This is a genomic window from Nocardia sp. GCM10030253 (assembly GCF_042675075.1).
GTDB lineage: Bacteria > Actinomycetota > Actinomycetes > Mycobacteriales > Mycobacteriaceae > Nocardia.
This window is the reverse complement of sequence record NZ_JBHTDL010000006.1, coordinates 410,869-423,030: the sequence shown is the minus strand read 5'-3', so window position 1 is coordinate 423,030 and position 12,162 is coordinate 410,869. Positions and strand designations below refer to the sequence as shown.

Annotated in this window: 11 protein-coding genes; 5 read left to right on the top strand and 6 right to left on the bottom strand. The window is 67.3% G+C overall.

The annotated features are described in order from the left end of the window. Positions 1–62 precede the first annotated feature (62 nt). On the top strand, positions 63–3,074 hold the full coding sequence (locus tag ACFQZZ_RS14260; RefSeq protein WP_378679486.1) for a bifunctional [glutamine synthetase] adenylyltransferase/[glutamine synthetase]-adenylyl-L-tyrosine phosphorylase: 3,012 nt from the start codon (positions 63–65) through the stop codon (positions 3,072–3,074). Positions 3,075–3,113: 39 nt separating this feature from the next. Here the strand turns inward: ACFQZZ_RS14260 and ACFQZZ_RS14255 are convergent, their stop codons facing one another. Beyond that, the gene (locus ACFQZZ_RS14255; RefSeq protein WP_378679483.1) at positions 3,114–3,452 is read right to left on the bottom strand and encodes a winged helix-turn-helix transcriptional regulator; all 339 of its coding nucleotides are present in this window, start codon (positions 3,450–3,452) and stop codon (positions 3,114–3,116) included. A gap of 120 nt (positions 3,453–3,572) precedes the next feature. Here ACFQZZ_RS14255 and ACFQZZ_RS14250 point away from each other — a divergent pair, with 120 nt between their 5' ends. From ACFQZZ_RS14250 to ACFQZZ_RS14235, 4 genes are all read left to right on the top strand, one after another. Continuing rightward, positions 3,573–3,899, top strand: a complete 327-nt coding sequence (locus ACFQZZ_RS14250) for a hypothetical protein (protein WP_328411211.1) — start codon at positions 3,573–3,575, stop codon at positions 3,897–3,899. 7 nt (positions 3,900–3,906) lie between these two features. Beyond that, complete coding sequence (locus tag ACFQZZ_RS14245; protein ID WP_378679479.1) at positions 3,907–4,554, top strand: cysteine hydrolase family protein; 648 nt, start codon at positions 3,907–3,909, stop codon at positions 4,552–4,554. Positions 4,555–4,739: 185 nt separating this feature from the next. Next, complete coding sequence (locus ACFQZZ_RS14240; protein ID WP_378679476.1) at positions 4,740–5,684, top strand: endonuclease/exonuclease/phosphatase family protein; 945 nt, start codon at positions 4,740–4,742, stop codon at positions 5,682–5,684. 145 nt (positions 5,685–5,829) lie between these two features. Next, the gene (locus tag ACFQZZ_RS14235) at positions 5,830–7,278 is read left to right on the top strand and encodes a metallopeptidase (RefSeq protein WP_378679473.1); all 1,449 of its coding nucleotides are present in this window, start codon (positions 5,830–5,832) and stop codon (positions 7,276–7,278) included. A gap of 1 nt (position 7,279) precedes the next feature. Here ACFQZZ_RS14235 and ACFQZZ_RS14230 read toward each other — a convergent pair whose 3' ends face one another. From ACFQZZ_RS14230 to ACFQZZ_RS14210, 5 genes are all read right to left on the bottom strand, one after another. Beyond that, on the bottom strand, positions 7,280–7,744 hold the full coding sequence (locus tag ACFQZZ_RS14230; protein ID WP_378679471.1) for a 6,7-dimethyl-8-ribityllumazine synthase: 465 nt from the start codon (positions 7,742–7,744) through the stop codon (positions 7,280–7,282). A 9-nt stretch (positions 7,745–7,753) separates the two neighbouring features. Beyond that, positions 7,754–8,605: an alpha/beta hydrolase gene (locus ACFQZZ_RS14225; protein ID WP_378679469.1), complete on the bottom strand. Its 852-nt coding sequence runs from the start codon at positions 8,603–8,605 to the stop codon at positions 7,754–7,756. After that, positions 8,602–10,002, bottom strand: coding sequence for a M20/M25/M40 family metallo-hydrolase (locus ACFQZZ_RS14220; RefSeq protein ID WP_378679467.1), 1,401 nt, complete (start codon positions 10,000–10,002; stop codon positions 8,602–8,604). The genes ACFQZZ_RS14225 and ACFQZZ_RS14220 overlap by 4 nt, the downstream gene beginning before the upstream one ends. Then, a complete protein-coding gene (locus ACFQZZ_RS14215) occupies positions 9,999–11,675 on the bottom strand; it encodes a CocE/NonD family hydrolase (RefSeq protein ID WP_378679464.1) in 1,677 nt (558 codons plus the stop codon). The genes ACFQZZ_RS14220 and ACFQZZ_RS14215 overlap by 4 nt, the downstream gene beginning before the upstream one ends. A 63-nt stretch (positions 11,676–11,738) precedes the next feature. Then, positions 11,739–12,080 (bottom strand): VOC family protein, encoded by a 342-nt coding sequence (locus tag ACFQZZ_RS14210; protein ID WP_378679461.1) that lies wholly within the window; start codon positions 12,078–12,080, stop codon positions 11,739–11,741. Positions 12,081–12,162 lie beyond the last annotated feature (82 nt).

The following is a 12,162-nucleotide window of genomic DNA, read 5'->3' as shown; positions in this document are numbered from 1 at the left end:
CGTTTGCGCTTCTTTCCACCCGCCCGTGTGGAAAGGCATGTGCGGCGAACTAAGTTGGACATATGGTCCGGCCGCCGTCTGCTCGTTCAGCTGTTCCCGGTGTCGGTCGGCTCGGATTGCTCGAGCCGACCGCAGCCCAGTCGTTGCGAGAGCTGGCGTGGGATAACGTCGACAGCATTCCGGTGCTGTGGGCCCTGTCTCGGTCGCCCGACGCCGATCTCGCGTTGCTGACGCTGATGCGGTTGCGCGCCGCGCTGGGTGATGACTGGGCGGAACTGGATTCGACGCTGCGAGCCGACAGCTCGTTGCGCGGCAGGCTGTTCGCGCTGATCGGGTCGTCGAGTGCGTTCGCCGACCATCTGGTTGCCGATCCGGCCGCGTGGCGGATCTTGCGGCGCGACAAGCTGCCGAGTCGCGAGGAGTTGATCGCGGATCTGCTGGCTGCGGTGGAGGCCGTGCCTGCGGAGAGCCCCAACTCGACAGCGATGCTGTACCGGGCGGGGATCGCGGGGTCTGAGTCGATTACCTTGCTGCGCAAGCGGTATCGCGATCAACTGATGTTGCTCGCGGCGCTCGATCTGGCCGCGACGGTCGAGAACGAGCCGGTATTGCCGTATCAGGTTGTCGGGCGCCATCTCACCGATCTCGCCGATGCCGCGCTGACCGCGGCGTTGTCGGTCGCGGTGGCGCGGGTATGCAAAGACGAGCCGGTGCCGGTTCGGCTCGCGGTGATCGCCATGGGCAAAAGCGGTGCGCGCGAACTGAATTACGTCAGCGACGTCGATGTGGTGTTCGTAGCCGAACCGGCCGACGCCACCGCGACGCGGATGGCCGCCGAGACGATGAGCGTCGGCAGCGCGGCTTTCTTCGAGGTCGACGCGGCGCTGCGGCCGGAGGGCAAGGCGGGTGCGCTGGTGCGCACGCTGGAATCCCATATCGCGTACTACAAGCGGTGGGCGCGGACCTGGGAGTTCCAGGCACTGCTCAAGGCACGGCCGATGACCGGCGACCTGGAGCTCGGGGAGCAGTACCGCAACGCGCTGATGCCGATGGTCTGGACCGCCTCGGAGCGACCGGATTTCGTGGCCGACGTGCAGGCGATGCGGCGCCGGGTGGAGGATCTGGTGCCCGCCGATCTGCGCGAGCGCGAGCTGAAACTCGGGCACGGCAGCCTGCGCGACGTCGAATTCGCCGTGCAGCTCCTGCAATTGGTGCACGGGCGGGTGGACGAGACGCTGCACGTGCAGGGCACCGTCGAGGCGCTGACGGCGCTGGCCGCGGGCGGCTACATCGGCCGCGACGACGCGGCCAACCTCACCGCCTCCTACGAATTCCTGAGGCTGCTCGAGCACCGGCTGCAACTGCAGCGACTCAAGCGAACTCACACGTTGCCCGCCGCCGACGACGAGGAAGGGATGCGCTGGCTGGCTCGCGCCGCGCATATCCGGCCCGACGGCAGGCAGGACGCGGTGGGCGTGCTCGGCAACGAGATTCGGCGTAATTCGGTGCGGGTGCGGCGATTACACGCCAAGCTCTTCTACCGGCCGCTGCTCGAATCGGTGGTCAAACTCGACCCAGACGCGCTGCGGCTGAGCCCGGACGCGGCGATCCGGCAGCTTGCCGCGCTGGGTTATGTGGCGCCGGAGCATGCGCTCGGACACCTGAAGGCACTGACCGGCGGAATCTCGCGCAAGGGCCGCATTCAGGCACTGCTGCTGCCGACGTTGCTCGAATGGCTCGGTGACACACCGAATCCCGACGCCGGACTGCTGGCCTACCGGCGGGTGTCGGAGGGCCTCGACGACCAGATCTGGTTCCTGCGCGAGTTGCGCGACGAAGGGGCGATCGCGCAGCGACTGATGATCGTGCTCGGTTCGTCGGAGTACCTGCCCGATCTGCTGATCAACGCGCCGGACACGATTCGGATGTACGCCGACGGTCCCGGCGGTCCGCTGCTGCTGAGTCCGCAACCGGAAGACGTCGCGCGCGGAATCCTCACGGCGGCGGCTCGCTACGACGATCCGAAACGGGCTGTGGCCGCGGCACGTTCGCTGCGCCGGCACGAGCTGGCCAGAGTGGCATCGGCGGACCTGCTCGGCATGCTCGACGTGCCGCAGGTGTGCCGCGCGCTGTCCTCGGTGTGGGTCGCGGTGCTGGAAGCCGCACTGCGCGCGGTGATTCGGGCCAGCGAGGCCGAACTAGGCGCACCGGCACCCGCCGATCTCGCGGTGATCGGAATGGGCAGGCTCGGCGGCATGGAGCTGGGCTACGGCTCCGACGCCGATGTGCTTTTCGTCTGCGATCCGCGTCCCGGCGAGGACGAGACCAAAGCCGTGAAATGGGCGATCGGTGTCGCCGAGCGGGTGCAGCGGATGCTCGGGGCGCCGAGCACCGATCCGCCGTTGCAGGTGGACGCCGGGCTGCGGCCGGAGGGACGCAACGGTGCGCTGGTGCGTACGTTGGCCGCCTACGCCGCCTACTACGAGCAGTGGGCGCAGCCATGGGAGGTGCAGGCGCTGCTGCGCGCGCACCAGGTGGCGGGCGACGAAGCGCTTGGGGTTCGCTTCCTGCGCACTATCGACAAGGTGCGCTATCCCGAGGGCGGGGTGTCGTCGGAGGCGGTGCGCGAGATCCGGAGGATCAAGGCTCGGGTGGATTCCGAGCGGCTGCCGCGCGGCGCCAATCCGGCGACCCACACCAAGCTCGGCCGTGGCGGACTCGCCGATATCGAGTGGACCGTGCAGCTGATGCAGCTGCGCTACGCCCATGACGTGCGCGGCCTGCACAACACCTCCACGCTGGAATCGCTCGACGTCATCGAGCAGACCGAGCTGCTCGACGCCGAAGATGTCGCGCTGCTGCGCGATTCCTGGCTCACCGCGACAAAGGCACGTAACGCCCTCGTCCTGGTGCGTGGCAAGCCTGCCGACCAGCTGCCCGGCCCGGGCCGCCTACTATCGGCCGTCGCGCGGGTAGCGGGGTGGCGCAACGACGACGGCAGCGAATTCCTCGACAACTACATGCGTGTCACTCGCCGGGCCAAGGCGGTCGTCGAGCGGGTGTTCGGGGGCTAGTAGACCGCCACGGCCGCTGACGGCGATGGGCGCTTGCACTCAGCCCGGCAGCTTGATGTCCACCCGATCGGCCCGCTTCCGGCCCCACTCGTAGAGGGCCGTCAGTACGGGCACCAGGCTCCAGCCTTCCTCGGTCAGGCGGTACTCGACCTGAGGCGGCACGGTGTCGAAGACCGTCCGCTCCACCAGATTGTCGGCTTCGAGCTCCCGAAGTTGCTGGATCAGCATTTTCTCACTGGTGGAAGGCATCAATCGGCGCAGCTCGCCGTAGCGGTGTACACCTTTCTTGAGCTGGGCGAGAATCACCGGCTTCCACTTACCGCCGATCAGGTCGACGGTCACCTCCACCGCACAGTTGTAGCGCTTCTGCACACCCATCTTTCGCCTCCGGTACTCACTGAAAAGTGCGTTCTTGTAACACTGTAATCATCCAGGTTTCATAGAGGACGTACCGCGGCTGTGCCGCATCAGCTTCTGCAGACATGGAGTCCAAATCCTATGAAGGTCATCGTTTTCGACCGCTTCAAGCCCGGTGTGACGATGGAGACCATCAACCCGTACCTGCCCGAAGAGGTCGCCAATGTCTGGCGGCTGTGGAAGGCGGGCATCGTGCGGGAGAACTACGCCCGCGCCGACGAGCCGGGTGTGGTCATCGTGTTCGAGGTCGACAGCGTCGAAGAGGCACAGAAGTACGTCGCCGACTTCCCGCTGACCAAGGCCGGCTACCTGGAATGGACCTACGTTCCGGTGCAGGCGCCGCTGCCGCTCGAGGCTCTGATGGACCCGAAGGTCGACGTCGCCGAGCCCTACGACCGGACGAACTGAGTCCACCATGAGACGCGCATTCGGTCTCGATATCCCGCAAACCCTCGACGACGCCTGCGACCCGAGTCGCATGGCGTTGATCATCTACGACATGCAGGTCGGCATCGTCAGCCAGATTCCGGACGGCGACAAGATCGTCCAGGCCTGCGTGCAGCTGCGAGATGCGGCGCGGGCGAACGGGTTCCGGGTTTTCTACACCCGCCACATGTCGCTGCCCACGCCCGTCGCCGGGGTGTCCCAGTTGCGCATGGCAATGGCATGGCAGCGGGTGGACGACCCGGCCGAGGTGCGTTCCAGCTTCCCCCAGGGTTCGCCCCAGTTCGAGCTCGCACCGGAGCTCACCCCTGGTCCGGATGAGATGGTCTTCGACAAGATCACCATGTCCGCCTTCGCGGCGACGCCGCTGGATATCGCATTGCGCGATTGCGGAATCGACAGCTACGCGATCGCGGGCATCGCCATGGAGATCGGCATCGAACCCACCGTCCGGCACAGCCTGGACCTGGGTTACTTCCCGGTCGTGGTCACCGACGCCTGCGGTGCGGGACATCCCGCCGCTGCCGAACGGTCGCACGCGACACTGGAGTTCGCCGGAGGCACGCTCAGTACCGACACCGCCACGCTCACCGCGGCATTGAGTCGTCCGCGCGACTGACGCCGGGCAGGGCTGGACGTCGCCGATGGCGACGTCCGCGCGGCAGGACGCCGCCGTGCTGAGCTCGGGCCACCAGTGGTCCGATCAGCACGGCGGCGTTGCGGTTTTCCAGCCGACGTGTATCCACACCGAATCTCCACGAGGCGGACACGTTGTCCGCACCGAACGCACCTAGGGTTCCAGGCATGCGTAAATGGATGGACCGGGCGCTGCTCGGTGTGGGGTGGTGCGCGCTGGCGGTGGGGGTCGTCGGGATCGCTCTCTACTTCGGATCGTGGCAGCGGCGGCTGGTCGTGCTTGTCGCTTCCGGTGCGTCGTATCTGATGATCGGCGCCGTCATCGGGCTGGTGCTGTTCCTGATCGCGCGAGGGTGGCGCAGCGCCGCCGCCGCGGGAGTGCTCGTCGCCGCGGTGCTGTGGACCCAGCTGCCGATCTTCGTGCCGGACGGGCGGGCCGCAAGTGGGCCGGAAGTCGTTGTGATGCAGTCGAATCTGCTGTTCGGCGAGGCCGACGCCGCCGCGGTGGTGCGGGCGGTACACGACAATCGGGTCGATGTGCTGACCACGCAGGAGCTGACCGCCGACATGGTCGCGAGGCTCGCGGCGGCGGGACTCGCGGACGCACTGCCATATCAGTACCTCGAGCCGACCTCCGGCGGTGGCGGCACCGGGATCTACAGCCGATACCCGTTGCGTGACACCGAGAAATACGACGGCTTCGTGCTCAACCATGTGTCGGCGACGATGGACCACCCGCAGGCCGGGCCGGTCGCGGTGTTCGCGTTCCATCCGATTCCGCCGACGGTGGACTTTCCCGCATGGAGTTCGGAGCTGCGCAGCATCCGCGACATCCTCGACGCGCAGCAGGGTCCGGCGATCGTCGGTGCGGATTTCAATGCGACGCGCGATCATTCGGCCTTTCGCGACTTGCTGCGCGGGCGCTTCGCTACGGCCGCCGAGCAGGCTGGCGTGGGCCCGCTGCCCACTTATCCGAGCGATTACCGGTGGGGCCCGGTGATCGGCATCGACCACATCCTGGTCGCCGACGCGACCGCCGACGAGGTGCGCACGGTGAGCGTGCCGGGGTCCGACCACCGGGCCATGATCGCCAGGGTACGGCTGAACGGATAACGGCGCGTTGCGTTCTCGTCCCGCGGCGTATACACAGGGCGCGCCCGCGGCGATTACCATGGGAACGCTCGATGGCCGCGCGTCTGCGACCCCGGCCGGAGGGGCGGACTCGGAGGACGAGTCCCGGGATTCGGGGAGGAACCTGATGAAGACAACACGGCTGCGTTTCGGGGCGGTCGCCGTGCTGATGATGGTCGGCGCCGCGCTGACCGGATGTGCGAGCGATACGGGCGGACGCGCTCAGAACGTGGCGGGCAGCAGCGCCGACAACCCATGGGAGCTGGCCGGGGCGGCCTCCTCCACGGGGCCGAACGGACCCCGCAATGGTGTGCCGGACACGTCACTCACCGCGGAGAACGGCGACGGGGGAGCGATCGACAAGCTCGCCCTCAACACCATCGCCGACCTGGAGGACTACTGGAAGACCGAGTACGGCAAGACCTTTCCCGGCACCTTCAAGCCGGTGAGCCGATACCTCTCATGGGATGCCAAGGCGCCGAAAGAGCAGGCGATCACCTTCTGTAAGTCCAGCACCTATCACGTGGTCAACGCGGCCTACTGCGGCCTCGACCACACCATCGGCTGGGACCGCGGCGTGCTGCTGCCGAAGCTGAAGGACAAATTCAGCGAGATGGCGGTGGTGATGGTGCTCGCGCACGAGTACGGCCACGCCATCCAGGGGCAGGCCAAGATAGCGGGCTTCTTCACCTCGGCGCTGGTCAAGGAGCAGCAGGCGGACTGTTTGGCGGGGGTCTTCCTCCGTCATGTGGCGGAAGGCAATTCGGCGCATTTCACGCTGAACACGACCGACGGACTCAACGCGGTGCTCGGCGCGACGGTCGCGGTGCGCGACCAGGATCCGGACAATCCGAAGAACGTGCACGGTTCCGCGTTCGAGCGAGTGACCGCCGTGCAGATCGGCTACACCGACGGGACGCAGGCTTGCAAGAAGATCAATAAGGGCGAGATCAACGAGCGGCGCGGGAAGCTGCCGAAGTCCTTCGAGGAAGACGAAGAGAATCAGCAGCTTCCGGTCGACGTGGCGTCGCTGACCAGTCTGAGCCAGGCGCTCGGCAAGATCTTCCCGCTCTCCGAGCCGCCGCAGTTCGATTACGCGGGCGTGGGGCGCAACTGCTCGAAGGTCACCACCACCGAACCGGTGTCGTACTGCCCGAGCTCCGGCAAGATCGGCACCGATGTGCCCGCCCTCGCCAAACGCGGTGGGCCGATGACGGGCGCCGACGAGCCGCTCTCGGCGGTGGTGGACGGCGACTACAACGCCTTCGCGATGTTCATCTCGCGCTATGTCCTTGCGGTGCAACAGGATCGCAAACTCACGCTGACCGGTGCCGCTACGGCGGGACTTCGCACCGCATGCCTGACCGGCGTGGTGACCACCGAGCTGAGCGAGCCGACCAGCGATCCGCACCTGTCGGCCAACGATCTCGACGAGGCGGTCTCCGGCCTGCTGGCCGACGGCCTGGTCGCCGGTGATGTGGACGGCAAGGTGGTGGCAGGCGGCTTCCAGCGGCTGGAGGCGTTCCGGATGGGCGTCCTCGACGGCGAGTCCGCCTGCCTGACGAACTACAAGTAGGTCACTGCGCCGCGGCGGGCAGTGCACGCAGGGAGCTGAGGGTGGTCGCCATCGCGCGAGCGGCCTCGGCTCCCTTCGTCACGAAATGCTCGGTGAAGTAGCTGACGTGCTCGCTGTGCTCGTGGAAATGATGCGGGGTGAGCACCACCGAGAAGATCGGCACGTCGGTGTCGAGCTGCACCCGCATCAGACCGTCGATTACCGCGGAGGCGACGAAATCGTGCCGGTAGATGCCACCGTCGACGACCAGCGCCGCCGCGACGATCGCCGCGTACCGCCCGCTGCGGGCCAGGCGCTTGGCGTGCAGCGGGATCTCGAACGCGCCGGGTACCTCGAAGACGTCGACGGTGGCGGGATCGAAGCCGAGGTCGGCGTACTCGGCGGTGAAACCCTCGTACGCCTTGCCGACGATCGAGCTGTGCCACATGGCGCGAATGAAAGCGACGGATCCGGTGGTAGTGCCCATGGTCGGATCCTACTTCCCGGTAACGTGCGCTTCCAGCCAGTCCACGACGTCGCCGAGCACCTTGTCCTGCTCGGGCTCGTTGAAGATCTCGTGATAGAGCCCGTCGTAGCGGATCACGGTGAGATCCTTCGAGCCGGCACCCTCCTCGATGAGGGTGGAGCTGGACGGCGCGGCGATAGCGTCCGCGGTGCCGTGCAGCACCAGCAGTGGCACGGTGAGCTTGTCCAGCCGCCCCTTGACCAGTGCCGTGGTGTTCAGGATCTCGGTGCCGGTGCGGGCCGGGAGTTTGCCTCGGAATACCAGCGGATCATTGTCGTAGGCGCGGATCACCTCGGGGTCGCGACTGATCATCGACGAATCCAGCTTCAGCACACCGAGATTCGGGGTCAGGCGAGACAGCACCGGTGCGAGCAGGCGCTGCACCGGGTTGCCGATCGGGATATCCAGCGGCGGGGCCGACAGCACGATGCCCGCGACATCGATCGGTGCGCGGGTGGCCAGGTGCAGCACGATGAGGCTGCCCATCGAATGAGCGATCAGAAAGCGCGGGATGTCCGGATGCTCGCGGCCCGCGAGGTCGAGCATGAAGGCGACATTGTCGGCGGCGCCGTCCATCGAGCCGATGTTCGCGTTGCTGCCCGCGGACTTGCCGTGGCCGATGTGGTCGAGCGCGTAGACGGCGAAACCGGAAGCCGCGAGGCGCTTTCCGACGTGCGCGTAGCGGCCGGAGTGCTCGGCTATCCCGTGCACGAGCACGATCACGGCCCGTGTGGCTGTGTCCGGCAACCAGGCGCGCCAGGCGACCCGGCTGCCACGCCCTTCGAATTCACCGGTGGCGGACTCGAGGCTGTCGGATGTCATGTGTCGGCTCCTGACGTCTGCGGCGGCACAGTGGTCGACGCGTGCGCGAAATGGTCGATCAGCCGCCGATTGAACTCGATGAGCCGAGCGTAGTTCACCAGGGAGATTCGCTCGTCGGTTCCATGGATCGTCGCGAGGTCGGCCTGCGTCAGGATGATGGGCGCGAAATTGCAGCGCGCGGTGGCGAGATCGTCGTAATGCCTGGCATCGGTGGCGCCGGGGACGATCCCGGTGGTCACCGCGATGCCGGGAACCACGGCCTCGGCCAGCCGGGCGATCAGCTCGAACCCGGCGCCCGGCGTGGCCGGGCGAGTCGGTTCCGAGGACATCCCGACCAGCTCGATGCGCACCCCCGCGTCGCGCACGACCTTTCGGCAGTGTGCGAGCACCGAGGTCACGGAATCACCGGGCAGAATGCGGAAATTCACCAATGCCTCGGCCTGTTGCGGCAGCACGTTGGCCTTCACACCGCCGCGGATCACTGTCGGCGCGGTCGTGGTGCGCACCAGCGCCTCGGTCTGCGGCGTCGCCGCCATCACCCGGGTGATCACCGGTGCGGCCAGGCCTGCGAGTCCGAGCAGGCGACGACGCGAGTCCGGCATGACATGTCGCAGCCTGGCCAGCATGTCGGACACCAGCGGAATCAGTCGCAACGGCATCGGATGGTCCTGGACGCGGCTCACCGCGCGGGCGATGCGGCCTACGGCGGTCTGGCGGCCCGGCATGGACGAATGCCCGCCCACCTCCGACACCGACAACCGGACCGTGGCATAGCCCTTCTCGCCCAACATGATCGAGGCCACCGGCAGGTCCACGCCGTCGGCGACGCCTTCGGTGATCACGCCACCCTCGTCGAGCAGCAGGTCCGCACGCACGCCCGCGTCACGCAGCCGTCGTGCCATCTGGACCGCGCCCTGGTCGCCGAACACCTCCTCGTCGTGCCCGAAGGCCAGATAGATGGTGTGTTCGGGCCGGATACCCGCCGCGAGCGCGGATTCGACCGCCTCCAGGATGGCCATCAGACGGCTCTTGTCATCGATGGCGCCCCGACCCCAGATGAACTCGTCGTCGACCACGCCCGCGAACGGTGGATGCGTCCAGCGCGGTGGGTCGCCGACGGGCACCACGTCCTGGTGGGCGAGCAGGATCGCCGACACCCTGTCGGGCTCGGTGCCCGCCCACCGGTAGAGCCTGCTGTGGCCGAACCGCTCCAACTCGAGTTCGGCGTGCACGAGCGGGAAGGACCGCTCCAGATGCTCGCCCAATCGGGTGAATTCGGGGTCATCGTCGGCGGGGTCTTCGGCGGACACCGTGACGCAGCGCAGCGCCTGCGCCAACCGCTCGGCGACCAGTGCGCCGACTGCCGTTGGGTCGGTCCGTGCGGCGTTGGCGGTCATCGATCACCGGTGTCGGTCGGTGCGCTGATCGGCGGCAGATTCATGGGCACCGTTGCATTGTTCAACACATCGGGGCCGAGGGTGATGGTCTTCTCGGCGCGCCATTTGACCAGGTTCTCGCTGAGCCCGCCCGACAGGTCGGGTCGGCGCTGCGCGCTGAGCAGCGGTAGTTCGAGCCGGGCCGCGGTCACGGTGACCATGGCGTTGGCGGGGGCGTGCGACCAGACATCGTCGATGACGTCGGTGATCCGTGCCCCGATTCGGTGTCCGGCAGGCAGCGGCCAATCCTGGGCCAGCATCCTGATCTCGGCGGTTTCGGACACCGGTGCGATGCCGCGGGTGATGACGGTGGCGCGCCCGTCGGGGGCAATGTCGTACAGCTCGACTGTGGCGGTGGCAGACGCGGGACCGGTCAGCCGTAGCGACGCCGTCGGGATGCCGGACAGATGCTGGTCTTGTGCCAACGGTTCGGAGACCGACCAGATCTCGCGATCGGGCCCGGGGATTATGCCCCTGTCGGTGTAGACGCCGGTGCGCAGATCGACCGAGAACCGCTGTACGTCCTTCGGCGGCCAGGATGTTTCGGAGCGCCAGGCGCCGTCGAACTGGCCGACCCTGATGCGCGGCCCCGGCACCTCCACATCGCGGCCCGCCACATGCCTGTCGAAGAACGCGAGCAGTTCGGCGTCGAAATTCGGTGTGCCGCACCTCTCGTGGCAGTCGCTGTGACCCCATTGGCCGAACCAGGCCCGGTGCTCGCCGGGGCCGAGCGCGTTCCACACATCGAACACGCGGTAGGCCCTGGTGTTGTAGTCGAGGAATCCTTGGCTGAGGAACAGCGGAATCGTGTTGCCGCGCAACCTGTCGACCAGATCGCGGTCGCGCCAGAACTCGGAGTTGGCGTTGTGGTCGGCGGTGTTGGCCTGGTATTGCGCGTAACACTCCGGCGAAATCTGCACGGCGTTGGCCCGGTACTCGGGGGAGTCGTCCCAGCGGCCCGGAGTAGTGGCGATGAGCAGGTGCTCCAGGCCGACCTGGTCGGCAGGGCGGATTCCGTTCTCGGTGACCGGCTTACCGGAGAACTTCCACGACACGCCCTGCATATACAGGTAGCTGTACGGATCGACCGTCGCCGCGAACGCGCCGACCGCGGCGAGTCCCTTCGGCTTGGCGGCCAGCCCCATCATCCCGGTCCGCGCCTCGTAGGAGACGCCGACCATGCCGACCTTGCCGGTCGACCACGGCTGGCTCGCCGCCCACTCCACTGCGGTGGTGACATCCGAACGTTCCCCGGGCCCAGCGTAATCCGGACATCCCGACGACCCGGCGAACCCGCGCAGGTCGACGATGACGTAGGTGTAACCGGCCTGCACGAACATATCGACGGGGAGGTTCTCGATCGACGGACCGTCCTCGAGACGCGGGTGGCTGAGGTAGGCCAGATGCGCGCGATACGGGCTCACGGTGAGGACCACCGGCGTCCTCGTGTCCTCGGAAATCCCGGCCGGGCGCATGATGTCCGCGTGCAGCCGGGTGCCGTCCGGCGCGGTGAGATAGGTCTGCGACCACGTGAACGGCACCCCTGCCGGCTCGGCGACCGACACCGGCGCCACAACCCCGAGTATCAACAGCACCCCGGCCAACGCACGTAGCAACACTGCACCCACATTCACCCGAGCACTATCGACTGCTTCAGGTCGGCTGTCCAGCCCCAGGAAGCGGGGTGTCGGTCGCGGTCATGGCTGCATCAGCCCGATGACGTTGCCGTCGGCATCGGTGATCGTGGCGATGAGCTTGCCGCCGCCCACGTCGGTCGGCTCCTGCCCGGCTGCCGCGCCCGCTTCGACCAGGGCCGCGAGGTGCTTGTGGATGTCCTCGACGTGCCAGTAGCCGATGGGTCCCGTCATGCCCTTCTTCGCGCCGTTCGGGTCGAGGCCGATGTCCTGGCCCGCGACTCGGTAGCCGACGTAGTACGGGGTGTCGGCGATCGGCTCCGCGCTGAACAACGCGCTGAACAGGCTCTTCGCCTTGACGAGGTCGGTGACGGGGTACACGATGGTCTGCAGTCCTGTGGTCATAATCGGCTCCTCTGTTCGCTGCCTAGCGGATTCCCCGGTGTTCGCTCCGGTTCGTCTACTTGACCGACCGAATCGGGAGAAT